26 protein-coding genes are annotated in these 24,820 nt (G+C 75.0%); 15 read left to right on the forward strand and 11 right to left on the reverse strand.

Annotation, left to right across the window (positions count from 1 at the left end; genetic code table 11):
* The 3 genes from ACIOFR_RS32720 to purB all read left to right on the forward strand — a co-directional run bounded on the left by ACIOFR_RS32720 (position 1) and on the right by purB (position 2,980).
* The gene (locus tag ACIOFR_RS32720; RefSeq protein WP_401002874.1) at positions 1-441 is read left to right on the forward strand and encodes a MarR family winged helix-turn-helix transcriptional regulator; all 441 of its coding nucleotides are present in this window, start codon (positions 1-3) and stop codon (positions 439-441) included.
* Positions 442-538: 97 nt separating this feature from the next.
* Positions 539-1,456, forward strand: coding sequence for a DUF2797 domain-containing protein (locus tag ACIOFR_RS32725; RefSeq protein WP_401002875.1), 918 nt, complete (start codon positions 539-541; stop codon positions 1,454-1,456).
* Between the two features lie 84 nt (positions 1,457-1,540).
* Positions 1,541-2,980 (forward strand): adenylosuccinate lyase, encoded by a 1,440-nt coding sequence (gene purB, locus ACIOFR_RS32730; RefSeq protein ID WP_401002876.1) that lies wholly within the window; start codon positions 1,541-1,543, stop codon positions 2,978-2,980.
* Positions 2,981-3,025: 45 nt separating this feature from the next.
* Here purB and ACIOFR_RS32735 read toward each other — a convergent pair whose 3' ends face one another.
* Positions 3,026-4,543 (reverse strand): MFS transporter, encoded by a 1,518-nt coding sequence (locus ACIOFR_RS32735; RefSeq protein WP_401002877.1) that lies wholly within the window; start codon positions 4,541-4,543, stop codon positions 3,026-3,028.
* A gap of 130 nt (positions 4,544-4,673) precedes the next feature.
* On the opposite strand from ACIOFR_RS32735, the gene ACIOFR_RS32740 reads away from it, so the two are divergent.
* Positions 4,674-5,474, forward strand: coding sequence for a VIT1/CCC1 transporter family protein (locus ACIOFR_RS32740; RefSeq protein WP_401002878.1), 801 nt, complete (start codon positions 4,674-4,676; stop codon positions 5,472-5,474).
* Between the two features lie 34 nt (positions 5,475-5,508).
* On the opposite strand, the gene ACIOFR_RS32745 is transcribed toward ACIOFR_RS32740, so the two are convergent.
* Positions 5,509-6,423 carry a diiron oxygenase gene (locus ACIOFR_RS32745; protein WP_401002879.1) on the reverse strand — a complete coding sequence of 305 codons (915 nt, stop codon included), beginning with the start codon at positions 6,421-6,423 and terminating at the stop codon, positions 5,509-5,511.
* Between the two features lie 152 nt (positions 6,424-6,575).
* On the opposite strand from ACIOFR_RS32745, the gene ACIOFR_RS32750 reads away from it, so the two are divergent.
* Both ACIOFR_RS32750 and ACIOFR_RS32755 read left to right on the forward strand, forming a co-directional pair.
* Positions 6,576-7,574, forward strand: coding sequence for a PHP domain-containing protein (locus ACIOFR_RS32750; RefSeq protein WP_401002880.1), 999 nt, complete (start codon positions 6,576-6,578; stop codon positions 7,572-7,574).
* Between the two features lie 198 nt (positions 7,575-7,772).
* Entirely contained in the window at positions 7,773-8,339 is a 567-nt protein-coding gene (locus ACIOFR_RS32755) for a DJ-1/PfpI family protein (RefSeq protein ID WP_401002881.1), read from the forward strand.
* Positions 8,340-8,397: 58 nt separating this feature from the next.
* Here ACIOFR_RS32755 and ACIOFR_RS32760 read toward each other — a convergent pair whose 3' ends face one another.
* Complete coding sequence (locus ACIOFR_RS32760; protein WP_401002882.1) at positions 8,398-9,351, reverse strand: carbohydrate kinase; 954 nt, start codon at positions 9,349-9,351, stop codon at positions 8,398-8,400.
* 105 nt (positions 9,352-9,456) lie between these two features.
* On the opposite strand from ACIOFR_RS32760, the gene ACIOFR_RS32765 reads away from it, so the two are divergent.
* Positions 9,457-10,065: a TIGR03086 family metal-binding protein gene (locus ACIOFR_RS32765; protein WP_401002883.1), complete on the forward strand. Its 609-nt coding sequence runs from the start codon at positions 9,457-9,459 to the stop codon at positions 10,063-10,065.
* Positions 10,066-10,081: 16 nt separating this feature from the next.
* Here ACIOFR_RS32765 and ACIOFR_RS32770 read toward each other — a convergent pair whose 3' ends face one another.
* Positions 10,082-10,471, reverse strand: coding sequence for an SCO5389 family protein (locus ACIOFR_RS32770; RefSeq protein WP_401002884.1), 390 nt, complete (start codon positions 10,469-10,471; stop codon positions 10,082-10,084).
* A gap of 164 nt (positions 10,472-10,635) precedes the next feature.
* Between ACIOFR_RS32770 and ACIOFR_RS32775 the strand changes: the two genes are divergently transcribed.
* Positions 10,636-10,908: a DUF2630 family protein gene (locus ACIOFR_RS32775; RefSeq protein WP_401002885.1), complete on the forward strand. Its 273-nt coding sequence runs from the start codon at positions 10,636-10,638 to the stop codon at positions 10,906-10,908.
* Between the two features lie 63 nt (positions 10,909-10,971).
* On the opposite strand, the gene ACIOFR_RS32780 is transcribed toward ACIOFR_RS32775, so the two are convergent.
* Complete coding sequence (locus ACIOFR_RS32780; RefSeq protein ID WP_401002886.1) at positions 10,972-11,472, reverse strand: MarR family winged helix-turn-helix transcriptional regulator; 501 nt, start codon at positions 11,470-11,472, stop codon at positions 10,972-10,974.
* A 120-nt stretch (positions 11,473-11,592) separates the two neighbouring features.
* Here ACIOFR_RS32780 and ACIOFR_RS32785 point away from each other — a divergent pair, with 120 nt between their 5' ends.
* Positions 11,593-12,003: an organic hydroperoxide resistance protein gene (locus tag ACIOFR_RS32785; protein ID WP_401002887.1), complete on the forward strand. Its 411-nt coding sequence runs from the start codon at positions 11,593-11,595 to the stop codon at positions 12,001-12,003.
* 108 nt (positions 12,004-12,111) lie between these two features.
* Here ACIOFR_RS32785 and ACIOFR_RS32790 read toward each other — a convergent pair whose 3' ends face one another.
* Complete coding sequence (locus tag ACIOFR_RS32790; RefSeq protein WP_401002888.1) at positions 12,112-12,894, reverse strand: SGNH/GDSL hydrolase family protein; 783 nt, start codon at positions 12,892-12,894, stop codon at positions 12,112-12,114.
* 177 nt (positions 12,895-13,071) lie between these two features.
* Between ACIOFR_RS32790 and ACIOFR_RS32795 the strand changes: the two genes are divergently transcribed.
* Positions 13,072-13,230 (forward strand): DUF6126 family protein, encoded by a 159-nt coding sequence (locus ACIOFR_RS32795; RefSeq protein WP_401002889.1) that lies wholly within the window; start codon positions 13,072-13,074, stop codon positions 13,228-13,230.
* A 40-nt stretch (positions 13,231-13,270) separates the two neighbouring features.
* On the opposite strand, the gene ACIOFR_RS32800 is transcribed toward ACIOFR_RS32795, so the two are convergent.
* The 3 genes from ACIOFR_RS32800 to ACIOFR_RS32810 form a co-directional block, all read right to left on the reverse strand.
* Positions 13,271-13,813, reverse strand: a complete 543-nt coding sequence (locus ACIOFR_RS32800) for a hypothetical protein (RefSeq protein ID WP_401002890.1) — start codon at positions 13,811-13,813, stop codon at positions 13,271-13,273.
* Between the two features lie 218 nt (positions 13,814-14,031).
* The gene (locus tag ACIOFR_RS32805; protein ID WP_401002891.1) at positions 14,032-14,994 is read right to left on the reverse strand and encodes a M56 family metallopeptidase; all 963 of its coding nucleotides are present in this window, start codon (positions 14,992-14,994) and stop codon (positions 14,032-14,034) included.
* A 3-nt stretch (positions 14,995-14,997) separates the two neighbouring features.
* A complete protein-coding gene (locus ACIOFR_RS32810) occupies positions 14,998-15,423 on the reverse strand; it encodes a BlaI/MecI/CopY family transcriptional regulator (protein WP_401002892.1) in 426 nt (141 codons plus the stop codon).
* Positions 15,424-15,724: 301 nt separating this feature from the next.
* On the opposite strand from ACIOFR_RS32810, the gene ACIOFR_RS32815 reads away from it, so the two are divergent.
* The 3 genes from ACIOFR_RS32815 to ACIOFR_RS32825 all read left to right on the forward strand — a co-directional run bounded on the left by ACIOFR_RS32815 (position 15,725) and on the right by ACIOFR_RS32825 (position 18,487).
* Positions 15,725-17,098, forward strand: a complete 1,374-nt coding sequence (locus ACIOFR_RS32815; RefSeq protein ID WP_401002893.1) for an LCP family protein — start codon at positions 15,725-15,727, stop codon at positions 17,096-17,098.
* Between the two features lie 127 nt (positions 17,099-17,225).
* Positions 17,226-17,801, forward strand: coding sequence for a TerD family protein (locus tag ACIOFR_RS32820; protein WP_371495390.1), 576 nt, complete (start codon positions 17,226-17,228; stop codon positions 17,799-17,801).
* Between the two features lie 179 nt (positions 17,802-17,980).
* Positions 17,981-18,487, forward strand: coding sequence for a DinB family protein (locus tag ACIOFR_RS32825; protein ID WP_401002894.1), 507 nt, complete (start codon positions 17,981-17,983; stop codon positions 18,485-18,487).
* A gap of 21 nt (positions 18,488-18,508) precedes the next feature.
* Here the strand turns inward: ACIOFR_RS32825 and ligA are convergent, their stop codons facing one another.
* Both ligA and ACIOFR_RS32835 read right to left on the reverse strand, forming a co-directional pair.
* Entirely contained in the window at positions 18,509-20,536 is a 2,028-nt protein-coding gene (gene ligA / locus ACIOFR_RS32830) for an NAD-dependent DNA ligase LigA (protein WP_401002895.1), read from the reverse strand.
* A gap of 60 nt (positions 20,537-20,596) precedes the next feature.
* Complete coding sequence (locus ACIOFR_RS32835) at positions 20,597-21,322, reverse strand: TetR/AcrR family transcriptional regulator (protein ID WP_401002896.1); 726 nt, start codon at positions 21,320-21,322, stop codon at positions 20,597-20,599.
* Between the two features lie 157 nt (positions 21,323-21,479).
* On the opposite strand from ACIOFR_RS32835, the gene ACIOFR_RS32840 reads away from it, so the two are divergent.
* Positions 21,480-23,000, forward strand: a complete 1,521-nt coding sequence (locus ACIOFR_RS32840) for an APC family permease (protein ID WP_401002897.1) — start codon at positions 21,480-21,482, stop codon at positions 22,998-23,000.
* Positions 23,001-23,151: 151 nt separating this feature from the next.
* The gene (locus ACIOFR_RS32845; RefSeq protein WP_401002898.1) at positions 23,152-24,789 is read left to right on the forward strand and encodes an amidohydrolase; all 1,638 of its coding nucleotides are present in this window, start codon (positions 23,152-23,154) and stop codon (positions 24,787-24,789) included.
* The last annotated feature ends 31 nt before the right edge of the window (positions 24,790-24,820 follow it).

Below are 24,820 nucleotides of genomic sequence, written 5' to 3' on the forward strand. Positions count from 1 at the left end.
ATGGGCACCACAGCGACCACCCCGGCTCCGTCCACCGTCGACCTGATGGAGGCGGTGGCAGCCGTCGGCGCCGCGTACTTCCAGGACTTCGCGCTGGCCGCGGGACGCAACGGGCTGAACTCCTCGCAGGCCAAGGCGCTGAAGGCCGTCCAGGAGCCGGTGCCGATGCGTGCGCTGGCCGGTCGGCTCGGCTGCGACGCCTCCAACGTGACCGGCATCGTGGACCGGCTGGAGGCGCTCGGCCTCGCCCGCCGGGAGACCGCGCCCGGTGACCGCCGCGTCAAGATCGTCGCGATCACCCCCGAGGGCCGCACCATCCTCGACCGGATCCGGGACGACATGACCCGGGCCCACGAGGCCTTCGCCAGCCTGGACCCGGACCAGCGGGTCGCCCTGGACGGGCTCTGCCGGCAGGTCCTGCCGCTGCTCGCCGGCCGCTAGGGCTGGTCTGACGAGCCCTGGGTCCTGCCCGCAGGCCGGCGGGCGCTGTCGGACCGTGCGGCTATCCTCCCAGCCGGAGCGAGGGGAGCGGCACGCGATGGCTGACTGGACGGTCACCGGCCTGGGCTGGCACGACGGCGTCCCGCGCCTGAGCGCCACCGACTGGCGGCGCGAGCACGCGCGGGAGATCACCGCCGGGCTGCGGATCGGCTGGCGGGTGTCCGGGCCGCGCCGGTGCACCGGCGTGCGCAGCTCGCGCGGCAACCGCCGGTGCCCGTACCGCGAGGAGGTCGCGCCGGAGGGCGGCACCAGCCAGTGCGAGAGCTGCCAGCGGGCCGATCCGGGGCTCGCCCTCGCCCGCGACCGGATCCTCGACGACGGCCGCACCTACCGGCTCTACCTCGCCTGGTTCGGCGCGGGGCTGCTCAAGGTCGGCCTCACCGGTGAGCACCGCGGCATCGCGCGGCTGCTCGACCAGGCGGCCCCGGTGTTCACCTTCGTCGGCCGGGGTCGGCTCCCGGCCGTCCGCCGGGCGGAGCTGACCGTCGCCCAGGCCGGGCTGGCCCGGGAGCGCGTCCGCAGCTCGGTGAAGTCCGCCGCCTGGTGGGGACTGGCCGAGGTCGCCGACCGACGCGCGGAGCTGCTCGCCTGCCGCCGCGAGGTGCTGCCGCTGCTCGCCGGGCACGGGATCGAGCTGCTGCCCGACGGCCCCCTGGTGGACCAGGTCGCACTGTTCGGCCTGGCCGGGGGCGCGCCGGCCGCGTACCGGAAGGTCACCGCGCTCAGCCCCGGCGCCACGCTGGTCGGCACCGTCCGGCCGGCGATCGGCAGCCATCTGTTCATCGACCCGCAGGGGCCGGGCGAGCACCCGGACGACCAGCCGCTGCTGCTGGACACCCGGCTGCTCGCCGGATGGGCGCTCGCCGCCGCGGACGACGTCCGGCGCTGTACGGGCCTGGGCCTGCGGGACTGCGTCCGGCCGCCCGACCCGGGGGAGCAGGACGCGCTGTTCTGACGCGGTGGGCCGCACCGCCGGGGCCGCGCGCCCGGCGGGTTGCCCGCGGACCGCCGTCGGCCGGTGTGACCTCGACTGTTAGGCTTGCGAAGCGTGAGCGCGAAGCCCCAGATCCCCAATGTCCTGGCCTCCCGGTACGCTTCGGCGACCCTGGCCCAGCTGTGGTCCCCCGAGCACAAGGTGGTCCTCGAGCGCCACCTGTGGCTCGCCGTCCTGAAGGCCCAGCAGGACCTCGGCATCGAGGTCCCGGCCACCGCCGTCGCCGACTACGAGCGGGTCGTCGACCAGGTCGACCTGGAGTCGATCGCGGCCCGTGAGCGGATCACCCGCCACGACGTGAAGGCCCGGATCGAGGAGTTCAGCGAGCTCGCCGGGCACGAGCAGATCCACAAGGGCATGACCTCGCGCGACCTCACCGAGAACGTCGAGCAGCTGCAGATCCGGCAGTCGCTGGAGCACGTCCGGGACCGCACGGTCGCCGTCCTGGTCCGCCTCGGCCGGCTCTCCGCCGAGCACGGCGAGCTGGTCATGGCCGGCCGGTCGCACAACGTCGCCGCCCAGGCCACCACCCTCGGCAAGCGGTTCGCGACCGTCGCGGACGAGCTGCTGGTCGCCTTCCACCGGCTGGAGGAGCTGATCGCCCGCTACCCGCTGCGCGGGATCAAGGGCCCGGTCGGCACCGCGCAGGACATGCTCGACCTGCTCGGCGGCGACGCCGACAAGCTGGCCGAGCTGGAGCACCGGGTGGCCGGCCACCTCGGCTTCGCCAACGTGCTCACCAGCGTCGGCCAGGTCTACCCGCGCTCGCTGGACTTCGAGGTGCTCACCGCCCTCGTCCAGCTCTCCGCCGCGCCGTCCAGCCTGGCCAAGACCATCCGGCTGATGGCCGGCCACGAGCTGGTCACCGAGGGCTTCAAGGCCGGCCAGGTCGGCTCCTCGGCCATGCCGCACAAGATGAACACCCGTTCCTGCGAGCGGGTCAACGGCCTCGCCGTCATCCTGCGCGGCTACGCGTCGATGACCGCCGAGCTGGGCGGCGACCAGTGGAACGAGGGCGACGTCTCCTGCTCGGTGGTGCGCCGGGTGGCCCTGCCGGACGCCTTCTTCGCCTTCGACGGCCTGCTGGAGACCTTCCTGACCGTCCTGGACGAGTTCGGCGCGTTCCCGGCCGTGATCGAGGCCGAGCTCGACCGCTACCTGCCGTTCCTGGCCACCACCAAGGTGCTGATGGGCGCGGTGCGGGCCGGTGTCGGCCGGGAGGTCGCGCACGAGGTCATCAAGGAGCACGCCGTCGCCTCCGCGCTCGCGATGCGCGAGGGCGCCCGGGAGAACGCGCTGCTCGACCGCCTCGGCGCCGACGACCGGATCCCGCTGGACCGGGCCGCGCTCGACGCGCTGCTGGCGGACCGGCTCTCCTTCACGGGCGCGGCCGGCGCGCAGGTGGCCGAGGTGGTGCGGCGGGTGCAGGCCGTGGCCGACGCCCACCTGGCGGCCGCGAAGTACGCCCCGGGCGACATCCTCTGACGGCCGGCACCGGCGGCAGCCGGTGCTCCGTCCGGACGGCCCCGCTCAGCCCTGAGCGGGGCCGTCGGTCTCTCCGGCGGCGGCCGGGCGGCCCCGCCCCGGCCCGATCGGCGGGGTGGTCGTCCCGCAGTACCAGTCGCAGTCCGGCTCGGCCACCGGCCGGTCCGGCTCCAGCGCGTCGCTGCGCACGGTGGCGAGCGCCAGCAACCCGCCCGCCGTGAGGAGTCCGGCGCAGATCAGCATCGCGGTGCCGAAGGCGTCGTCGACCTCCGCCGGCACCTGGTACGACTCGCCGCTCAGCCCGGACAGGGCCGGCAGCGCCGCCACCGCCAGCAGCCCGGCGGCCCGCGCGGCGGCGTTGTTCACCCCGCTGGCGATGCCCGCGCGCCGCACGTCGACCGCCGCCAGCACGGTCGCGGTGAGCGGGGCGACCAGCAGCGTCATCCCGGCCCCCAGCACCGTCACGGCGGGCAGCACGTCCGTCCAGTACGAGGCGCCCGGCCCGATCCGCAGCATCAGGAGCACCCCCGCGGCGCAGATCATCGGCCCCAGGAAGAGCGGCAGCCGGGGCCCGATCGACTTCCCCAGGCGGCCCGCCCGGCTGGACAGCGCCAGCATCAGCACGGTGATCGGCACCAGCGCCACCCCGGCGGCCAGCGGGCTGAACCCGGAGACCGTCTGCAACTGGACGGTGAGCAGCAGGAAGATGCCGCTGAACGCCGCGTACACGCACAGCGTCACCAGGTTGACCGCGGTGAACAGCCGGGAGGCGAAGAGGTCCAGGGGGAGCATCGGGTTGCTGCTCCGGCGCTCCGCGACCACGAAGGCGGCACCGAGCAGCACGCCCGCCACCCCGGCGGCCAGTGACCATCCCGCCAGCCCCTCGGTGAGGGCGTACGTCACCCCGGCGAGCGACAGGGCCGCCAGCGTCGCACCGCGGACGTCGAAGCGGCCCGGGTCCGCCGGGTCCCGGGTCTCCGGCACGTGCCGGGCCGTCACCAGCACCACGACGGCGGCCAGCGGCACGTTCAGCAGGAAGATCCACCGCCAGCCGGGCCCGTCCACCAGCCACCCGCCGAGGAACGGCCCGACGGCGGCGGCCACGCCGCCCAGCCCCGACCAGGCACCCACCGCGCCGGCCCGGTCGTCCGGATGGAACACCGCCTGGAGCATCGCCAGCGAACCCGGGGTGAGCAGCGCGCCGCCGACCCCCTGGAGGGCGCGGGCGAAGATCAGCACCTCGATGTTCGGGGCGGCCGCGCACACCGCCGAGGCCGCGGCGAACCAGCCGACCCCGATCAGGAAGACCCGGCGCCGCCCGTAGCGGTCGCCGAGCGATCCGCCCAGCAGGATCAGCGCGGCGAGCGTCAGCAGGTAGGCGTTGACCGTCCACTGCAGGGCCGCCAGCGAGGCGTTGAGGTCGGTCCCGATCCGGGGGAGGGCGACGTTGACGACCGTGCCGTCGAGCATCGCCATGCCCGATCCGAGCACCGTGGCCAGGACCACCCACCGGCCCCGCGCCGTTCCGAGCCGGATGTCGCCTGCGGCGCCCTGAGTGTCCACCACCCGATCCTCCGCCCCCCGCCGGGCGGGCGCACCCCCGGGGCCGGTCGTCCCGGGCGCCCGACGCCGCAGGCCGATCCGACAGGATCGACCGGACAGGACCTAACCTGGCCGACGAGGAGGTGCTGACATGACGTCACCCGCGGGCGGTCCCGACTGGGCGGTGCTCGCGCCGCGCTGGGACCCGGCCGAGCGCAGCGACGCCGAGGACCGGGCCGCGGAGGAGGAGCTGTCGGCGATCGGCCGCACCGCCGACCGGGTCGCCGGGGGCGGGATCCGGGCCGCGGTGCTCGGGGTGAACGACGGGCTGGTCACCAACCTGTGCATGGTCCTCGGGGTGGCGGGGGCCTCCGTGGACGTCGGGACGGTACGGCTGTCCGGGCTGGCGAGCCTGGTCGCGGGAGCGCTGTCGATGGCGGCCGGCGAGTGGGTCTCGGTGCGCAGCCAGGTGGAGGTGGCCCGGGGCATGGAGGACGCGTTGCAACGGGCCTGGCGGCGTTCCCCGCCGGTGGTGCTGGCGCAGCTGAGCGGCTCCATGCGGGCCCGCGGCCTGGACCCGGAGACGGCAGCGCGGGCGAGCCGCGGCGTGGTGTCGGCGGGCCGCGGCGCGCGGAGCACCAGCCTGCGGATCCTGTACGGCGTCAGCGCCCAGGACGCGGGCACGCCGGTGGTGGCGGCGGTCAGCTCGCTGCTGCTGTTCGCGCTCGGCGCGCTCGTTCCGCTGCTGCCGTGGTTCTTCACGGCGGGCGGTACGGCGGTGGCCGCCTCGACCGCGCTGACCGCCCTCGCCTCGCTGGTGGTCGGTGGTGCGCTGGGCCGCGGGTCGGGCCGCAGCGCGGCCTGGACGGCGGTGCGCCAGCTGCTGATCGTGGCGGTCGCCTCCGCGGTGACGTTCGGCCTGGGGCGGCTGGCCGGCTCGGCGGTGCTGTAGGAGCCGCGCCGCCCTCGAACCCCGGCCGGCCCGGTCAGCGGGGGGCGAGCAGCGCCGCGCGGCGCCACATCGGCTCCACGCTGCGGTCGATGATGCCGAGCTCGGTGAAGAAGGCGACCGCCTTGCGCGCCCAGTCGACCCGGGCGTCGCGCCAGTACGGGTTGAGGTGCGCCGCCCGCTGTGCCGCGGCCGGGTCCAGCCCGGCCCGCGCGTACACCCGGGGATGGACGATCTCCGCCACCGACTGCTGCGCCAGCACGGCGAGGCCCCGCCTGAACACCGCCCGGCGGGGTGCGCTCATCCGGGCCCAGCGCCGCTCCAGCTCCGGTTTGGCGTACCCGATGTGCCGGGCCTCCTCGATCACGTGGATCCGGGCGACCGCGCGGGCCAGCGGTTGCAGGTCGTCGTCGCGGATCATCTCGCGCTGCATGGCGTCGGTGAACTCCTCGACGAATATCGCGCCGGCGAAGGTCATGGCGGTGTCGTTCACCAGGAAGTGCAGCCGGCCCAGCCGCTCGGCGCGGCGGCTGGGCCGCGCGGAGGGGTAGCCGACGGTGCTGATGTAGCGGGCGAACATGGTGGAGTGCCGGCACTCGTCGGCGACCTCGGTGAGCGCGTACTGGGCGTGCCGGGTGGTCAGGTCGCTCGCGTAGACGTGCCGGACCAGGCCCTCCATGAGGATCAGCTCGAACCAGATGCCGGCCGAGGTGGTGCTGGCGAACTGGTCGACGCTGAGGCGGGCGCGCTGCTGCGGGCCGAGCGAGTGCCACAGTGGGGTGCCGTGGAGCGAGACGCGGTGTGCGGGGAGCGCGAAGTGCTCCGGGTCCACGGGGGCGTTCCAGTCGATCTCGGTGAGCGGGTCGTGGGAGTGCTTGGCGGAGGCGCGCAGCAGCCGTTCGGCGTGCTGCTCGCGGTCCTGCGGACGGGCGGCGGTGGAGGCGTCACGCATCGGTCGGCTCCGGTGGGGGCAGGGGCAGGGAGGCCGGCGGTCCCGCGTGCGGCCATGCCAAGGAGTGAAGCAGTTATACACGGTGTCAACAAGGGTTCTGTGTCGGATCTCTCGCCGAGCGCGGCCCGGTGACGCCGGGCCAGACTGGCGGTATGGACCCGGTCACCGCCCTCGAACGGATCGCCTTCCTGCTGGAACGGGAGCTGGCCTCGCCGTACCGGGTGAAGGCCTTCCGTGCCGCGGCGCAGGCCGCGGCCGTCCTGCCCGCCGGGCCGCTGGACGCCGCCCGGGCCGCCCGGGAGCCCGGCATCGGCCCGGTCACCGCCGAGGTGATCGCCCAGGCCTCCACCGGCCGCACCCCCGACTACCTGACCGAACTGGAACAGCGGGCCGGCCCACTCGCCGACGGCGGCGAGGAACTGCTCGCCGCCCAGCGCGGCGACTGCCACCTGCACTCGGACTGGTCCGACGGCGGCAGCCCGATCGGCCTGATGGCCCGCACCGCCCGCGACCTCGGCCACGCGTGGGCGGTGCTCACCGACCACTCACCCCGGCTCAAGGTCGCCCGCGGGCTGAGCCCCGAACGCCTGCGGCAGCAGCTGGGCGTGGTCGCCGAGGAGGGCGGCGGCCTGGCACCGTTCCGGCTGCTCACCGGGATCGAGTGCGACATCCTCGACGACGGCTCGCTCGACCAGGAGCCGGAGCTGCTGGCGGAACTGGACGTGGTGGTCGCCTCGGTCCACTCCAAACTCCGGATGGACCGGGCGGCGATGACCGCACGCCTGCTCGCCGCCGTCCGCAATCCGCGGGTCGACGTGCTCGGCCACTGCACCGGTCGGCTGATCGCGGGCCGGACGCGCCCGGAGTCCGCCTTAGACGCCGAGGCCGTCTTCGCCGCCTGCGCGGAGTCCGGGACGGCCGTCGAGATCAACTGCCGCCCCGAGCGCCGCGATCCGCCCGCCCGGCTGATCGCCCTGGCGGCCGAGGCCGGCTGCCTGTTCTCGATCGACACCGACGCCCACGCACCCGGCCAGCTGGACTGGCAGGCGTACGGCTGTGCCCGGGCCGCCGACGCCGGGCTGGACGCCGAACGGATCGTCACCACCTGGCCCGTGGAACGGCTGCTGGACTGGGCCGGCGCCCACGGATGACGGCGGGGGGCGCATCGGGCGCGCGCGGAGCGCCGGTGCTGTGCGCCGTGCGCCTCGTTGCCCGTCGGGCGGTCAGCGGGCAGTGTGTGTCGCGGTCGACCCGGTAGGGCTCGCGTGGCCCGCGCGGCCGGTGCGCCTGCGTGCGGTCCGCGTGGCCCGTGCGGTCCGTGTGGCGGAGGAAAGGACGGAATCCCCGGCATGGCAGCCAAGATCCTGATCGTGACCGGTGACGCGGCGGAGTCACTGGAGGTGTTCTACCCGTACCAGCGGCTGCGGGAGGAGGGCTACGAGGTACACATCGCGGCGCCGAGCAGGAAGCGGCTGCAGTTCGTGGTGCACGACTTCGTGGACGGCTTCGACACCTACACCGAGAAACCCGGCTACACCTGGGAGGCCGACCTGGCGGTGGCCGAGGTCGACCCGGCCGACTACGTCGCGCTGGTGCTGCCGGGCGGCCGGGCCCCCGAGTACCTGCGCAACGACGCCGAGGTGCAGCGGGTGGTGCGGCACTTCTTCGAGCTGGACAAGCCGGTCGCGCAGCTCTGCCACGGGCCGCTGATCCCCCTGGTCGGCGGCACCCTGGCGGGCCGGCGGACGGCCGCGTACCCGGCGCTGGAGCCCGACGTGACGGCCGGCGGGGCGGGCTACGTCGACGGCGAGGCCGTGGTGGACGGGGTGCTCGTCTCCGGGCGGGCCTGGCCGGACCACCCGGGCTGGATGAGGGCCTTCGTGGAGGTGCTGCGGGAGAAGGCGCCGGTCGACTGAGGCGGGGGCGGCGGGCGGCGGGCGGGGGTGGTTCGGCCGGTCGGCAGGGTCGGTCGGGTCAGCCGGGCCAGTCGGTCAGCAGGTCGACGCGGGGCGGGTTGGCGCCCGGCACCGAGCAGGTCAGGGCGGCCACCCGGCCGGCGAACCGGCACGCCCGGGCCGCCCGGTCGAGGGTCAGTGCCCCCAGCCGGCCGCCCAGCAGTCCCTGGCCACCGAGGTGGTGCAGCAGGCCGGCGGTGAAGGCGTCGCCCGCGCCGACGGTGTCGACCACCGTGACGGGCTCGGCGGGCAGCGTCACCCGTGCGCCGTCCAGTGAGACGAGCGCCCCCGCCGCGCCCAGGGTGACCACCACCAGCCGCACCCCCGCGGCGTGCCAGCGGTCGCAGGCCTCCTCCGGTGCGGCCCCCGGCATCAGGTGGCCGAGGTCGTCGTCGCTGAGCCGGAGCACGTCCGCCAGCTCGCACCAGCGCGTCAGCCGTTCCCGGTAGGCGGCGGGCGCGACCAGCAGCGGCCGGACGTTGGGGTCGACCGAGACGGTGGCGCTGCGGGCCGCGCGGGCCAGGAACTCCTCCACCACCGCGCCGCCCGGGGCCCGGACCAGGGCGAGCGAGCCGGTGTGCACGCAGTCCGGGTCGAGCGCCGGTTCGGCGGCCAGCTCGGACGCCGTCCACTGCCAGTCCGCGGTGCCCTCGGCGTGGAAGGAGTAGTCGGCCCGGCCCCGGTCGTCCAGGTCGGCGACGGCCAGGGTGCTGGGTTCGGCGGCCGTCACGCAGCCGCTCAGGTCCACGCCCGACTCCGCGAGGTGCGCCCGGAACAGCCGGCCGAACACGTCCCCGGACAGCCGGCCGAGGAACCGGGTGGGCGTACCGAGCCGGGCCAGTGCCACCGCCGTGTTGGCCGGGCCGCCGCCCGGGTGCACCCGCAGTGCGAGCTCGCCGTGCGTCCCGCGCCGGCTGTCGGTGAAGGCGTCGGCGACGCACTCCCCGAGGACGGTGATCCGGTGGCGGGACATGGCGGCTCCTCGGGTCGCGGCGGCCGGACGCCTCCGGCCGGGTCACATCATCCTCCGCGCCCCCCACGGTGTGCCGCCGAGGGTCATCGGGGGCACTGTGTGGGTATGGCATGCCAACACGAGCGGAACGCCCACCGGGACGTGCTGGACCGCTACACCGAGGCCGTGACCGAGTTCGACCGGCTGGTCGGCATGGTCCTGCGGCGCCAGTGGGAGCTGCCCACGCCGTGCTCCGGGTGGACCGTCCGCGATCTGGTCAACCATCTGACGGCCGAGCAGCTGTGGGTGCCCGAGATGCTGGCCGGCGCGACCGTCGCACAGGTCGGCAGCTACTTCGACGGAGACGTGCTGGGCGCCGACCCGGGCGGTACCTGGGCCACCGCGTACGCCGCCGCGGCCGTGGCCTTCGCCGCCCCCGGGGCGCTGGACCGGACGGTGCACCTCTCGTACGCGGACCGGGACGGCCTGGGCTACTGCCGGGAGATGGCCGTGGACGCGGTGGTGCACGGCTGGGACCTGGCCCGGGCGCTCGGCGGCGCCGGGCGGATGTCGCCCGCGTCCGCGGCCTTCGCGCTGGCCGAGGTGCGGCGCTACGGGGACCTCTCCGCCACCGGGATGTTCGCCCCTGCCGTGCCGACCGGCCCGGACGCCGACCCGCAGACCAGGCTGCTCGGCCTGACCGGCCGGGATCCGGGCTGGTCGCCACCGGGCTGATCCCGGCGGTGCCGGCTCAGCAGTCCCGGAACTCCGGCGACTGGTTGAGCAGCTGCGAGCGCACCGAGGTGAACCGCCGGTAGGTCTCGCCGTGCTCCGCGCCGGGGTGGAAGACCGCCACCCGGTGGCAGTTCTGGAAGGCGAGCCGGACCCCGAAGTGCCGTTCCAGGCTGCCCCGGATCGCGTCGCTGGCCAGCGCGCGCAGTAGCTGGCCGCGCTCCGGTTCCGAGGGGGCGGTCGTGTTGTCGGCGAACTCGGCCGTGCCGCAGCGCAGTTCGGCGGCGAGGTCGGAGATCAGCCGGTACGCGTAGGGCAGCGAGGTGCGGACGGTGTCGACGAACGCGGTCTCGTCGACCTCGTCGCGCTCGGCCTGGGCGAGCAGGGTGGGGGAGACGTCGAGGGACATGGGCCAGCTCCTTTTAGAAGTGAAAGTCATTTCCAATTTTGGGATCCTGCTGGTCCGCTGACGAACTGTCAAGCCGGGACTGGGCCGTCCGGGTCGGCGCCCCGCTGCGGTCGCGCCCGGCGGCCCCCGTTCCTAGGCTGGAGGCGGAACCGAGGAGGCGCCGCATGGCACAGCAACCGGACCTGGGGGGTGGGGCGGACCGGCGGATCCTGGAGCGGATCGGCGAGATGGTCGCCGCCGAACGGGAGCTGCGGGCGCTCCTCGCCGAGGGGCGGATCGACCCGGAGACCGAACGGCAGCGCCTGCACGACATCGAGCAGCAGCTCGACCAGTGCTGGGACCTGTTGCGGCAGCGGCGGGCCCGCATGGAGGCGGGGGAGGATCCGAACCTGGCGAGCGTGCGCAGCGTCGAGGAGGTCGAGCGCTACGAGTCCTGAGCGCTGCGCATCCTGAGCGCCGGGTGCTGGGCGCCGGGCGCCGGGCCCGGCTCCGGCGGGTGCTCAGGCCTCGTCCAGCAGGGCCTCGTCCAGCAGGGCCTCGTCCAGCACGGCCGCGTCGAGCGCGGCCGTGACGCGATCCAGCAGGGCGCGCAGTTCGGTGAGGTCGGAGAGCGGGAGGCCGGTCGAGCGGCTGATCCGGCGCGGCACCTCCAGGGCGCGCTCGCGCAGCGCGTCGCCGGCCGGGCTGAGGCTCACGGTGACCGAGCGCTCGTCCTCGGCGCTGCGCTCGCGGCGGACCAGGCCGGCCGTCTCCAGGCGCTTCAGCAGGGGGGAGAGCGTCCCCGAGTCCAGGCGCAGGCGCTCGCCGATCTGCTTGACCGGCAGGTCCCCGTGCTCCCACAGCACCAGCATGACGAGGTACTGCGGGTAGGTCAGGCCGAGGTCCTTGAGGGCGACCCGGTAGACGCTGCCGAAGGCCCGCGAGGCGGCGTGCAGGGAGAAGCAGATCTGCCGGTCGAGGCGCAGCAGCTCCTCGTTCGGGAGGTCGGGGAGCGTGGTCATGGGTCCAGGGTACCGAGTCCACTCCGCGCGATTGAGTTGTGCCCAATTGAATCGTGTGCTCTACTTATGGCCATGGGCAGCCCGGGACCCCGGAGCCGCCGAGGCGAGAAGGGAACCGGAATGGACGCGCTCTACACCGCTGTGGCCACTGCGAACGGCCGCGAGGGACGCACGGTCAGCTCCGACGGCCAGCTGGACCTGGCGCTGGCGATGCCGCCGGCGCTCGGCGGCAACGGCCAGGGCACCAACCCCGAGCAGCTGTTCGCGGCCGGCTACGCCGCCTGTTTCGCCAGTGCACTCGGCCTGGTCGGGCGGCAGGCGCGGGTGGACACCGGCGAGGTGTCGGTGACGGCCGAGGTCTCCATCGGCAAGGACGGCGCGGGCTTCGGCCTCGCCGTGACCCTGCGGGTCGAGCTGCCCGACGCGCTGGCCGGTGAGACGGGCGAGCTGCTGGTCAAGCAGGCGCACGAGGTCTGCCCCTACTCCCGGGCCACCCGCGGCAACATCCCGGTCGAGCTCGTCGTCGAGTAGTCGGACGGCGCGGGCGGCTGCGCCCGCGTACGCCGGAGGGCCGTACCACCGCGGTGGTACGGCCCTCCGGCGTACGCGGGCCCGGGACGGGCGCAAGCCCGGCCGCCCTCAGAGCGGGAGCAGCTCCGGACGCTTGGCCTCGACGTTGTCGCCCGACGACTCGCCCCGGATCCGGCGGCCCACCCAGGGCAGCAGGAAGGTGCGGGCCCACTGCAGGTTCTCCCGGCGCTGCTCGGCCGGGGTCGGGGCGGGGCCGGCCGGCCACGGCGCCTCCGGGTCGGCGGCGGTCGGCAGCCCGAGCGAGCGGGCCGCGAGCAGGGCGACCCGCTGGTGGCCCTCGGGGGACAGGTGCAGCCGGTCGTCGCTCCAGGCCCGGCGGTCGTGCACCGAACGCAGCGACCAGAGGTCGGCCACCACGCAGCCGTTGCGGTCGGCGATCGCCCGCAGGTGCACGTTGTAGGTGGCGATCTTGCCGCGCAGGTGGCGCAGCACGGGCACGTCACGGGTGTCGAAACCGGTGCAGACCAGCACGGTGCCGGCGCTGCGCCGGAGCTCCACCACGGCGTTCTCGAACCGCTCGGCGACCTCGTCCGGGTCGCTGCCGGGGCGCAGGATGTCGTTGCCGCCGGCGCAGAAGGTCACCAGGTCCGGCCGGATCCGCCGTACCTGCGGCACCTGCTCGGCCGTGATCTGGTCCAGCAGGCGACCGCGGACCGCCAGGTTGGCGTAGCGGAAGTCGCCGTCCCGGTGCCGGTCGGCGAGCATCCCGGCGAGCCGGTCGGCCCAGCCGGCGAACTGGCCGTCCGGGCCGGGGTCGTTCAGGCCTTCGGTGAAGGAGTCGCCGAGGGCGACGTAGGAGCGGAGGTCAGGGGTCTCCCGAAGATCGGCCATGACGTCGATAGTTCACCTTGTGAAGTGAGTTACGCCACCGTAGGTGGGGGCCGCGGTGCGTGATCTCCGCCACGGCTCCCGGACGGGCGGCTGCGGCGGGCGGTGCGGCCGTACGCTGGGAGGCCGTGCGGTCCGCTCCGGGGCCGCCACGCCCCGGCCCCAGCAGGAGTCCCGTCGATGCCCGACGCCACCCGGTCCGAGACCACCCGGTCCGACGCCGTCCTCGACGAGAGGGCCAGGCGCAAGGCCATGATGATCAGGGCCTCGATCTACATCGCGGGCACCCACCTCTTCGCGGGCTTCGTGATCCTGCTCTTCGCGCTCGGCAACCGCTGACCGGGCGCGCCGCGGCCCCCCGGGCCCCGGGAAGCGCGGCTCAGAACACCGCCTCCAGGAGGCCGGCCACCACGCCGACCGCGATGCCCAGCAGCGGCACGCCGACCAGTCCGGCCAGGGCCGCGAAGACGTAGCCCTCCCCGTCCTGGAGGCGGCCGTGCCGGGCGCAGGCGAACAGCCAGGCCGCGAGGGTGCCGCCGACCACCAGGACGAGCCCGGCCGCGATGCCGTACTTCACCGCCGGCTCCGCGGACGGCTCGTACGCGGCGCCGTGGCTCAGCCGCACGGCGAGGCGGGTGCCCGGCCGGTGGTCGGCCGCCGCGCCGCGCAGCACCATCGGGCGGACGGCGTCCGCGGAGCCGCCCGCCGGGGTGAAGTCGCCGCGGCAGTCCCGCCCGTCGTCGTAGCCCTCCGTGTCGTACACCTGGTAGCAGCGGGCGACCACCAGGTCGCCGCCGGGCGGGCCGATGCCGAGGGCCGCGCCCATCCGCTCCCCGGTCAGGAGCCAGCCGCCCGCACCCGTCCCCACCAGGCAGGCCACTGCCGCCAGGACCGCTGCCGCCCGTGCCAGTCCACGCCACACGGCGTCCCTCCCCACTCCCCGGGAGCTCCCCATCCTCCCGGTCGCCGCCCTCGCGTTCCACCCCGCACCGGTCCGGGCGCCCAGGGCGGGCGGGTCATCGGCCCCGTGTGCGGAGGATCGACCGCCGTGTCCGGCCCGGCCCCGAACGGACCGTCAACGGACCTGCCCCGGGCGGTGGTTCGCCGGGTGCGCTCAGAGTGGCGTGGCGGCCTTGACGTTCAGAGTGGCGTGGCGGCCTTGAGCAGGAGCAGCAGGGCGACGGCGGCGTTGAGCGAGGACGCCGCGGAGACCGCCGTGCCCGCGGCGGCGACCATCGCGGCCAGGCCGGCCCGGCTGTGCGCCGGCGGCCAGCCGGTGGTGCGCGGGCCGGGCTCCAACAGGGCGGCCACCCGGCGCGGTACCGGCCCGGGGCCGGCGAAGGCCGGCAGGCCCGGCAGGTCGCCGGGCCCGGCCGCGTCGAACGGGCCGGAGATCAGCGCGGCCCTGGCGACGGCACGGGCGGTCAGCCGGCGGTCGCCGACCGACTGGGCGGCCTCCTCGTCGGCCCACCGCTCGGTGCTGTAGGCCACGGCCAGCCGCAGTGGGCGCAGGCAGGGGTTGACGCAGGCGGCGAGCCGGGTGGCCAGCAGGTACCGGTGGTGCCGGTGGGTCAGGTGGGCCCGTTCGTGGGCCAGCAGGACGGTCCGTTCGGCGGCGCTGAGACCGGCGAGCATGCCGGTGGAGACCACGACCCGGCCGGTCGGGCCGGGCAGCGCGTAGGCGTACGGGCGGTCGTCCGGGAGGACCGCGACCTCGGCGCCGGCGTCGGTGTGGGCGGCCAGCCCGGCCAGGGCCTGGCGGCAGCGGGTCCGGATCCGCAGGTGCCGGCGCACGGTGCGGGCGCAGGCCGCGACCACCACGAGCAGGGCGACGACGGCGGAGAGGCCGACCGTGCGGTGGAACGGGACGGCGTCGCGGACCTCGGGGTCGGACCAGCTGTCCGGCAGCGGGTTGCCGGGGATGTGGGCGGTGCCCACCACGAACAGCAGGCTGAGGCTGATCGCGCAGCTGGCCGCCATCACCACCGCGATGGCGGTGAGCAGCCGGGCCGCCGTGCGGGGGTGCAGGTGCTGTTCGGCGAGCCGGGCGATGGGCAGGGCGGTGAGCGGCAGGACGAGCGGGAGGAAGACGAACACGCCCACGGCTCAGGCCCCGGAACCGTCCGCGGCGCTGTCGAGCAGGGCCCGCAGCAGTTCCTCGTCCTGGGGGAGCAGTGCGCTCACGAAGCTGGCCAGTACCGCGTCCCGGTCCGCGTGGGTGTCCAGCACCCGGCGCATCCGCAGGGCGGCGAGCCCCGCCGCGTCGGAGGCGGCCAGCCAGTGGTACGAGCGGCCCGTCCGGGAGCGCGACACGGCCTTCTTGGCGTGCAGCCGGGACAGGATGGTCATCACGGTGGTGTAGGCGAGGTCGCCCTCCAGCTGCTGCTGGACCCAGCCCGCGGTGACCGGCTCCGCGGCGGTCCGCAGGGCGGCCAGCACCTGGGCCTCCAACTCGCCCTGGCCGCGCCGGCGGACACGCGGGAAGGCGACCGCGCCCGGCGGTCGGTGGTGGTCTGGGGTGGCGTCGCGCACGGCGGTGGTCCCTCCGGTCCTGCGGCTCCGGGCTGCCGGGGCGCTCGGGGCCATTCTACTGAGGCGCCGTGAGCCACCGCCGCACGGTGCGGGCATGGGTGCCGAAACGTGGAGGGATTGTCCGGGATGGGCGGTATGCTCCCATTCGTCTTCGTCCGGTCCGCGCGGTCGGGCCGGCCCGGCGGGCGGACGGACCGTCAGGCCGGCGACCCGCCGCGACCGGCGGCCACGGTGAAGGGGGTAGGTGCGGATGGCGGGGCGGCGCAGCCACCGGAAGGCGGTGCTCTGGAGCGTGGCCAGCGTGCTCGCGCTCATCCTGCTGGCGGGCGCGGCCACCTACTACCGGCTGGACGGCAACCTCAGGATCTTCGACGACGGCGCGCTGAGCCCGGACCGCCCGGCGGCCGCCGGCCCGGACGCGGACGGGCGCACCCCGGTCAACGTGCTGCTGATCGGCTCCGACTCGCGGGACGGCGCCAACCGCGACCTCGGCGGCGGGGTGGAGAGCGGCGCCCGTTCGGACACCACCGTCCTGCTGCACGTGTACGCCGACCACCGGCACGCCGTCGGTGTGTCGGTGCCGCGGGACTCGCTGGTGGACGTGCCGGCCTGCCGGCTGCCGGACGGCAGCTGGACCGGACCGCGCAGCGGGGTGCTCTTCAACAGCGCCTTCGAGGTCGGCGGCGCCGACCAGGGCAACCCCGCCTGCACCCAGAACACCGTGGAGAAGCTGACGGGCCTGCGGATCGACCACACGATCGTGGTGAACTTCGCCGGCTTCGCCGCCATGACCAGCGCCGTCGGCGGGGTCGAGGTGTGCGTGCCCAAGGCCGTCCACGAGGGTGACCTCAACCCGAACCTCGGCCGGCCCGGGCGGCTGCTCTTCGCGCAGGGCCGGCAGAAGGTCCAGGGCCAGAGCGCGCTGGACTACGTCCGGCTGCGGCACGGCATCGGCGACGGCTCGGACATCGGCCGCACCAAGCGCCAGCAGGCCTTCCTCGGCTCGCTGCTCCGCCAGGTCAAGGACGCGGGCATGAACCCGGCCGCGCTGCTGCCGCTCGCCGACGCCGCCACCGGGTCGCTGCTGGTCGACCCGGGCCTCGGATCGGCGGCGAAGCTCCTCTCGTTCGCGCTGTCGCTGCGCAACATCGAGCTGCGCGACGCGCGGTTCCTCACCGTGCCCTGGCGCTACGAGGGTTCCCGGGTCGCGCTGGCGCAGCCGGACGCCGGGCAGCTGTGGGCCGCGCTGCGCGCGGACCGGCGGCTGGACGGGTCGGACGGCGCGGTCGGGCCCTCGCCCGGCTCCCGGGGTGTCCGGCTGACGATCCGCGACGCCACCGGTGCGGCGGGCCCGGCCGCGCGGGCGGCCGACCTGCTGACGGCGGAGGGGTACACGGTCCTGGACGCGGCCGACGGCCCGGCGCCCACCCGCGCGGTGACGGTCGTGCGGCACGGCCCCGGGGAGGCGCAGACCGCCCGGGAGGTGGCGGGGCTGTTCCCCGGCGCCGTACTGGAGTCCGTCGCGGAGCCGGGCCTGGTCGTGGTGCTGGGCCGGGACTTCGCCAAGGCTCCGCCCTCGCCGAGCCCGACGGCGCCGGGCCGGCTGCCGGCCTCGGTGACGGCCTCGGGCCGCTCGGCGGCGGACGACCCGTGCACCGACCTCTCCTACGGCTGACGGCGTACCAGCGTGCGGATGGGCCCGGCCGATTCACGTGCGATCTACAGTGCTGTAGATTCAGCAGTGCGCTGAGATGCAGGTAGCCGGCCGCTCGCGGCCCGGCACGGGGTAGCAGGAGGACACCATGGGAGTCTCGCTCGCCAAGGGCGGCAACGTCTCGCTGACCAAGGAGGCCCCGGGCCTCACCGCGGTCATCGTCGGCCTGGGCTGGGACGTCCGGGGCACCACCGGCGCCGACTTCGACCTCGACGCCAGCGCGCTGCTGTGCAACGAGGCCGGCCGGGTCCTCGGGGACCAGCACTTCGTCTTCTACAACAACCTCCGCAGTCCGGACGGTTCGGTCGAGCACAGCGGTGACAACCTCACCGGTGGCGGCGACGGCGACGACGAGCAGATCAAGGTCGACCTCGCGGCCGTGCCCGCCCAGGTCGTCAAGGTGGTCTTCCCGGTCTCCATCTACGATGCCGAGGCCCGCCGGCAGAGCTTCGGCCAGGTCCGCAACGCCTTCATCCGGGTGGTCAACCAGGCCGACGGCAGCGAGGTCGCCCGCTACGACCTCACCGAGGACGCCTCCACCGAGACGGCCATGGTCTTCGGCGAGCTCTACCGCTACGGCAACGAGTGGAAGTTCCGTGCCATCGGCCAGGGTTACGCCTCCGGCCTGCGCGGCATCGCCCTGGACTACGGCGTCAACGTCTGACCGGCGACGCCGCCGACCGCGGCCCCGGCCCCTGCGCGGGGCCGGGGCCGCGGTCGTGTCGTGGGTCGTCTCCCGGTGGGCCCGCGGCCGGTGCCGCGGGCGGCCTCTGGTAGAACTCGACCGATGCACCGCCGTCGAACGAACCGGGCCCGCGGCCGGGTTCCGGGAGGAGAACCGCCGTGACCACCGAACGCATCGGCCCGCCGCTCACCGGCGGGGAACGCGAGATGCTGCGCGCCTTCCTGGACTTCCACCGGGCGACCCTGGCGATGAAGTGCGACGGCCTGACCGACGAGGAACTGCGCCGGGCGTCCATGCCGCCCTCCACGCTCTCCCTGCTCGGACTCGTCCGGCACATGGCCGAGGTCGAGCGCACGTGGTTCCGCCGGGTCGTCAACGGCGAGTCGATCCCGCTGGTGCACTCCGACACCGACGACTACCAGGTCGCCTACGACGCCACCGGTGCCACCCGCGCGGAGGCCTTCGCGGCCTGGGAGGCCGAGGTCGAGCACTCCCGCCGGATCGAGCACGAGGCCGAGTCCCTGGACGTCCTCGCGTACAACGCCCGGTGGGAGGAGGACGTGTCGCTGCGACTGGTGATGCTCCACCTGATCCACGAGTACGCCCGGCACAACGGCCACGCCGACTTCCTGCGCGAGGGGATCGACGGGACCGTCGGCGCCTGACGGACACTCAGGAGGCCTTCGTCAGGCGGGCTCCGGGGCACCGAGCAGGTCGGCGAACTCCTCCGGGCTCAGCACCCGCACGCCGAGCTCCTCCGCCTTGGCCCGCTTGGAGCCGGCCCGCTCACCGGCGACCAGCAGGGCCGTGCGCCGCGACACGCTGGAGGAGGCCTTGCCGCCGGCGCGTTCGATCAGCTCGTTCATCTCCGTCCGCGACAGCTTCGCGAGGGGGCCGGTCATCGTGCCGGTGACCACCACGGACTGCCCGGACAGCGGCCCGCTGGCCGGCTCGCCGGCCGTCCCCGCGGCGGCGGCCGGCGCCGTCTCGGCGGTGCCCACGCCGAGGGCGGCGAGCCGGTCCAGCACCCCGGCCAGCTCGACCAGTTCGGCGACCACCACGGTGGCCTTCTCCGGGCCGATCCCGTCCACCTCGGCGAGCGCCTCGGCGTCGGCGGCGCGGATCGCCGCCATCGAACCGAAGTGCGCCGCGATCCGGCGGGACATCGAGCGGCCGGTGCCGCGCACGCCGAGCGCGCAGAACACCCGGTGCAGCGGCTGCTCCCTGGCGGCGGCGAGCGCGGCGAGCAGGTTGTCCGCGCTGGTGTCGCCCATCCGCTCCAGGCCCAGCAGCTGCTCCCTGGTCAGGGTGAAGAGGTCCGCCAGGTCGGCGACCAGCCCGGCGTCGACCAGCTGCACGGCCCGCGTCCCGCCGAGGCCCTCGATGTCCAGCTGATCCCGGCCGGCGGCGTAGCGGATCGAGGCGACGGCCTGGCAGCCCCGGCCCCGCACGCAGCGCCAGCGCTGCTGCGAGGTGTCGATCGCGTCGCCGCAGCGCGGGCAGGCGGACGGGAACACGATCTCCCGCTCGGTGCCGGTGCGCAGCTCGACCAGCGGCGCCTCGACCCGGGGGATCACGTCGCCGGCGCGGTGGACGAAGACCTGATCGCCGAGCAGCAGGCCGCGGCGGGTGATGTCGGCCGGGTTGTGCAGGGTGGCGTAGGCGATGGTCACGCCGTCCACCTCGACCGGCTCCAGCACGGCGCGCGGTGCGATGACGCCGGTGCGGCCGACGTTCCACTCCACCTCCAGCAGCCGGGTGACCTTGTGCACCGCCGGCAGCTTGAAGGCGACCGCCCAGCGGGGCGCGCGCGAGCCGGAGCCGGCCGCCTCCTGGTCGGCCGCCGCGTCGGCCTTGACCACGATCCCGTCGATGCCGAAGGGCAGCGTGCCGCGCAGCGCCGCGATCGCGTCGATCCGGGCCTGCACCCCGGCCACGTCCGCGCACTGCAGCGGCTGCGCGGCGGTGCTCGCCGCGGTGTTGGCGCCGAGCCCGGCGATCCGGGCGAGCAGCTCGCTGTGCGCCAGGTCGGCCGGGCCGATGGCGTCGTACGCGAAGAAGGTGAGCTCGACCCGGTAGGCGCGGTCCTTCGCCCGCAGGGTGCCGGCGGCGCCGTTGCGCGGGTTGGCGAACGGCGTCGCGCCGTGCGCCAGGCGCAGTGCGTTGGCGGCCTCGAACTGGCCCTCGGTGAGCAGGACTTCGCCGCGCAGCTCGATGTCCACCGGCTCGCCGAGGGTGTCCGGCAGGCCCAGGACGGTGCCGATCGCGTGCGAGATGTCCTCGCCCGCCAGGCCGTCGCCGCGGGTGACCAGCTGCATCAGCCGGCCCGCCCGGTAGCGGGCGGCGACCGCCAGGCCGTCCAGCTTCGGCTCCACGCACCAGCCCGCCACCGGGCGGCCGAGCCGGCGCTCCAGCGCGGCGGCCCACAGCGTCAGCTCCTCGGCGGAGAAGACGTTGTCCAGGCTGAGCATGGGCACGGTGTGCGGGACGTCGCCGCCGGCCGCGCCGCCCGCGACCTTGCCGGTCGGGGAGTGCGGCAGGACGTGCTCGGGGTGCGCGGCCTCGTACGCCTCGATCGAGCGGACCAGGGCGTCGTACTCGTCGTCGCCCAGCGGCGTGCTGCCGTCGGCGTAGTAGGCCGCGGCCGCCCGGACGGCGGTGGCGACGGCATCGGCATAGGCGGTGGGGGAGGCCGGAACGGCTGCGTCCAACATGGGGAACATCATCTCGAACGGCACTGACAGCGGCCCCCGACGGTGCAGGTCGGCGGCGGTTCAGGCGTCCCGGCCCGGCGCGGCCCGGAGCCGTTCGAGCCGGGCCGCGGCGGCGGAGAGCAGCAGCTCCAGTGCGAGCGGGTAGCCGCTGCGCCGCATGTCGGTGACCAGCAGCCGGGCGGTGGCGGCGATGTGGGGGTGGGTCTCGGCGGGCAGCCGGGCGTAGTGCCGGTGCCAGACGTCCAGGTCCGCCGCCCGGGCCGGGCCCGGCAGCGCGGCGGCGGCCGCGTCCTGCGCGGCGAAGGCCAGCCCCTGGTCGACGAAGGCGTGGTAGATCGCCACCGCCTCCGGGTCGGGGAAGCCCGCGCCGCGCAGGATGCCGAGGATCGTCTCGACGGCCCTGGTCTCGTTCTCCCGCCCGGTGGTCCGGTACGCCGCCAGCAGCGCGGCCTGCGGGTGGGCCTGGTACGCGGCGTGGATCCGCAGCCCGATCTCGCGCAGGTCGGCCTGCCAGTCGCCGGTGGAGCGCCAGTCCTGCTGGGCGCGGGCGATCAGCTCGTCCGCGATGGCCAGCAGCAGGTCGTCGGTGCTGCGGAAGTACCGGTAGATCGCGCTCGGGTCGGCGCCGAGCGCCGCGCCGAGCCGGCGGACGGTGAGCGCCTCGGCGCCGTGCTGGCGCATCAGCCGCAGGGCGGTGGTGACGATGACCTCCGCCGACAGGACCGTGCCCTGCTTGGTGGGCCGGCGCCGCCGGCGCTCGGGTTCCGGAACCACTCGGTCGTTCATCGCACTGGCTCCTGCGGTCGTCCGACTGCCTGGGGATTCCCGGCTGGCGGCACCTTATGACAACGGCATTGACCTGAAAAGGCCACCAGGAGTTTCATGACCAGCCACCGGGGCCCGACGCGGCCCCCACGGTCAAGGCGGTGGTCCGTTGGCAGCAATGGCGAAGGACGAGGCGAGAGCCCGCGGCACGGACGGCGGCGGGCCCGCCGGCGAGGCGCGGCACACCTCGATGCGCAGGACCCTGGGCGTCATGGACGGGGTGGCCATCGCCGCCTCCAGCACCGCCGCCACCTCCAGCATCGGCATCGGCCTCGGCCTGACCGCCGCGGTGGTCGGCCTGCACCTGCCGGCGATCATGATGCTGGCCTTCCTGCCGGTGCTCGGCATCGCCGGCGCCTACGGGCGGCTCAACCTGGTCGAGCCCAACGCCGGCAACTCGTACACCTGGGTGGGCCGCACACTCAGCCCCTGGCTCGGCTTCCTCACCGGCTGGGTGAACACCGTCGGCACCATCGTGTTCATGGCCTACACCACGGCCGTCACCGGCTCCGCACTCGTCCAACTGGCCGGCGAGGCAGGGCTGCACAGCGCGTTCGGCCTGGCCCTCGACCCGGACTCCACCGCCCAGACCACCGTGATCGGCCTGGTCGTGCTGGCGGCGGCCACCGTGGTCGCGATCCGCGGCCTCGCGCTGGCGGCCCGGCTGCAGAAGTACCTGCTGGTCTTCGAGTACCTGGTGCTGCTCGGCTTCTGCGGCTACGGCCTGTTCGCCGGCAGCCAGCCGTTCTCGCTCAGCTGGTACAACCCGCTGGACATCCCCTCGTTCGGCGCACTGGCCCAGGGCATGGTGCTCGCGGTCTTCTGCTACTGGGGCTTCGAGTCGGTCTTCAGCGTCGGTGAGGAGGTCCGCGAGCCGAAGGACGCCTCCCGCGGCGGCATGATCGCGCTGGTCGTGATGGCGCTGCTGTTCCTGCTCGCCGGCACCGCCTTCCAGCGCGTCCTGCCGCTCGGCGAACTGGCCGACAACGGCGCCCAGGGGCTCACCTACTTCGGCGACAAGCTCGCCGACCAGCCGCTGGCCGCCCTGCCGCTGGTCGCACTGACCTTCTCCGCCGTCGCCTCGCTCCAGGCCAACGTCATCCCGACCGCCCGCGGCACCTACGCGATGGGCCGCGACGGCACCCTCGGCGCGATCTGGACCAGGATCCACCCGCGCTACGCCACCCCGGTCGCCGGCACCGTGCTGATCACCGTGATCGCCTCCGTCGTCGCCCTGATGTCCCTGGTCATCCCGACCGTCACCGACCTGATCGCCGCCGCGGTCAACGCCATCGGCATCGTGGTCGCCCTCTACTACGCGCTGACCGCCGCCGCGGCCGCCGTGCGCTTCCGCCACCTGCTGCGCAGCTCGCCGGGGCAGGCACTGCGGGCGGTGGTCGGCCCGCTGCTCGGCGCCGCCGTCCTGCTGGCCGTCGGCGGGTACCTGGCCTGGAGCTTCTACGACTCCGCCGACCACTTCGAACTCAGCGCCGACAACGGCTGGTTCCAGCTGCTCGTCCCCGTGCTGATGATCGGCAGCGGTCTGCCGGTCGCCGCCTGGGCCCGCTGGGGCCGCCGCTCGGCCTACTTCCGCACCGGCGAGGGCACCGACGGCGAGGCGCCGGGCGTGCTCCGGTAGTCCTGCCGTACCAAGGTCCTGCCGTTACGAAGGTCCTGCCGGGCCAAGGTCCTGCCGTACGAAGGTCCTGCCGTACCAAGGCCGAGGTCCTCCCCTCCCCGGGCCCCGAACCCGTACTCCCCGTCCGCACCGCACCGTTGGAGCACCACCCATGAGCTTTGCCGATCTGGTCCTCACCGGGGGACCGGTCTTCACCGCCGACCCGGCCAGGAGCCGGGCCACCAGCCTCGCCGTCACCGGCGAGCGCATCACCGCCGTCGGCCACGACGAGGTCCGGGAACTGGTCGGGCCGCGTACCGAGGTGGTCGACCTGGCCGGCCGGATGGTGGTGCCCGGCTTCCAGGACGCGCACGTCCACGCCGTCTACGGCGGAACCGAGTTGGGCGAGTGCGACCTGAGCGGAACCGTCGGGACGCAGGAGTACCTGCGGCGGATCCGGGCCTTCGCCGAGGCCCACCCGGAGCGGGCCTGGATCACCGGCAGCGGCTGGTCGATGGAGAGCTTCGACGGCGGCCTCCCGACCCGGCACCTGCTCGACTCCGTCGTGCCGGACCGGCCCGTCTACCTGCTCAACCGCGACCACCACGGCGCCTGGGCCAACACCCGGGCGCTGGAGCTGGCCGGACTCACCCGCGACACCCCGGACCCGGCGGACGGCCGGATCGAACGCGAACCGGACGGCACCCCGTCCGGAGCGCTCCAGGAGGGCGCCACCGGCCTGGTCGCCCGCCTGGTGCCGCCGACCACGGGTGCCGAGCGGCTGGCCGGGCTGCTCCGGGCACAGGAGTTGCTGCACTCGCTCGGGATCACCGGCTGGCAGGACGCCCTGCTCGGCGTCTTCAACGGCCAGCCCGACCCCACCGACGCCTATCTGGCCGCGGCCCGCGCCGGCACCCTGACGGCCCGGGTCACCGGCGCGCTGTGGTGGCAGCGCGACCGCGGCGCCGAGCAGATCCCCGAGCTGGTCGCCCGGCGCGCGGAGAACGCCCACGGCCGGTTCCGCACCACCGCCGTCAAGATCATGCAGGACGGCATCGCCGAGAACTTCACCGCCGCGATGACCTCCCCCTACCTGGACGGCTGCGGCTGCGCCACCGCCAACAGCGGGCTCAGCTTCGTCGACCCGCAGGCGCTGCGCTCGTACGTCACCGAGCTGGACGCGCTCGACTTCCAGGTGCACTTCCACGCCCTCGGCGACCGCGCCGTGCGCGAGGCGCTGGACGCCGTGGCGGCCGCCCGGGCCGCCAACGGGCGCCGGGCCACCCGGCACCACCTGGCCCATCTCCAGGTGGTCCACCCGCAGGACCTGCCGCGGTTCGCGGCGCTCGGGGCGATCGCCAACATCCAGCCGCTGTGGGCCGCGCACGAGCCGCAGATGGACGAGCTGACCATCCCCTTCCTCGGCCCCGAACGGGCCGCCTGGCAGTACCCGTTCGGGGACCTGCTGCGGTCGGGTGCCACGCTGGCCGCCGGCAGCGACTGGCCGGTGAGCAGCCCCGACCCGATCGCCGGCCTGCACGTCGCGGTCAACCGGATGGAGCCCGGGGCCACCGACGGCCGGGTCTTCCTGCCGGAACAGCGCCTGGACCTGGGGACGGCGCTCACCGCGTACACGGCCGGCTCGGCGCACGTGAACGGCCACGACGACGCGGGCAGCCTGCGGCCGGGGAACCTCGCCGACCTGGTGCTGCTGGACCGGGACCCGTTCGCCGGGCCGGCCGAGGAGATCGCCGCGACCCGGGTGCTGCGGACCTGGGTCGGCGGGCGGACGGTGTACGCCGAGCAGTGACGCGACCCCGGTCCGGCCGGTGGGCAGTATT

It is taken from the genome of Kitasatospora sp. NPDC088346 (assembly GCF_044740765.1).
Lineage (GTDB): Bacteria > Actinomycetota > Actinomycetes > Streptomycetales > Streptomycetaceae > Kitasatospora.

Coding starts and splice junctions, on each gene's coding strand:
- ACIOFR_RS32750 (WP_401002880.1), top strand. CDS start 6,576: ATGGACCCGGTCACCGCCCTCGAACGGATCGCCTTCCTGCTGGAACGG.
- ACIOFR_RS32745 (WP_401002879.1), bottom strand. CDS start 6,423: ATGCGTGACGCCTCCACCGCCGCCCGTCCGCAGGACCGCGAGCAGCAC.
- ACIOFR_RS32790 (WP_401002888.1), bottom strand. CDS start 12,894: ATGGCCGATCTTCGGGAGACCCCTGACCTCCGCTCCTACGTCGCCCTC.
- ACIOFR_RS32720 (WP_401002874.1), top strand. CDS start 1: ATGGGCACCACAGCGACCACCCCGGCTCCGTCCACCGTCGACCTGATG.
- ACIOFR_RS32840 (WP_401002897.1), top strand. CDS start 21,480: ATGGCGAAGGACGAGGCGAGAGCCCGCGGCACGGACGGCGGCGGGCCC.
- ACIOFR_RS32795 (WP_401002889.1), top strand. CDS start 13,072: ATGCCCGACGCCACCCGGTCCGAGACCACCCGGTCCGACGCCGTCCTC.
- ACIOFR_RS32760 (WP_401002882.1), bottom strand. CDS start 9,351: ATGTCCCGCCACCGGATCACCGTCCTCGGGGAGTGCGTCGCCGACGCC.
- ACIOFR_RS32780 (WP_401002886.1), bottom strand. CDS start 11,472: ATGACCACGCTCCCCGACCTCCCGAACGAGGAGCTGCTGCGCCTCGAC.
- ACIOFR_RS32770 (WP_401002884.1), bottom strand. CDS start 10,471: ATGTCCCTCGACGTCTCCCCCACCCTGCTCGCCCAGGCCGAGCGCGAC.
- ACIOFR_RS32845 (WP_401002898.1), top strand. CDS start 23,152: ATGAGCTTTGCCGATCTGGTCCTCACCGGGGGACCGGTCTTCACCGCC.
- ACIOFR_RS32820 (WP_371495390.1), top strand. CDS start 17,226: ATGGGAGTCTCGCTCGCCAAGGGCGGCAACGTCTCGCTGACCAAGGAG.
- ACIOFR_RS32775 (WP_401002885.1), top strand. CDS start 10,636: ATGGCACAGCAACCGGACCTGGGGGGTGGGGCGGACCGGCGGATCCTG.
- ACIOFR_RS32835 (WP_401002896.1), bottom strand. CDS start 21,322: ATGAACGACCGAGTGGTTCCGGAACCCGAGCGCCGGCGGCGCCGGCCC.
- ACIOFR_RS32755 (WP_401002881.1), top strand. CDS start 7,773: ATGGCAGCCAAGATCCTGATCGTGACCGGTGACGCGGCGGAGTCACTG.
- ligA (WP_401002895.1), bottom strand. CDS start 20,536: ATGTTGGACGCAGCCGTTCCGGCCTCCCCCACCGCCTATGCCGATGCC.
- ACIOFR_RS32785 (WP_401002887.1), top strand. CDS start 11,593: ATGGACGCGCTCTACACCGCTGTGGCCACTGCGAACGGCCGCGAGGGA.
- ACIOFR_RS32740 (WP_401002878.1), top strand. CDS start 4,674: ATGACGTCACCCGCGGGCGGTCCCGACTGGGCGGTGCTCGCGCCGCGC.
- ACIOFR_RS32765 (WP_401002883.1), top strand. CDS start 9,457: ATGGCATGCCAACACGAGCGGAACGCCCACCGGGACGTGCTGGACCGC.
- ACIOFR_RS32725 (WP_401002875.1), top strand. CDS start 539: ATGGCTGACTGGACGGTCACCGGCCTGGGCTGGCACGACGGCGTCCCG.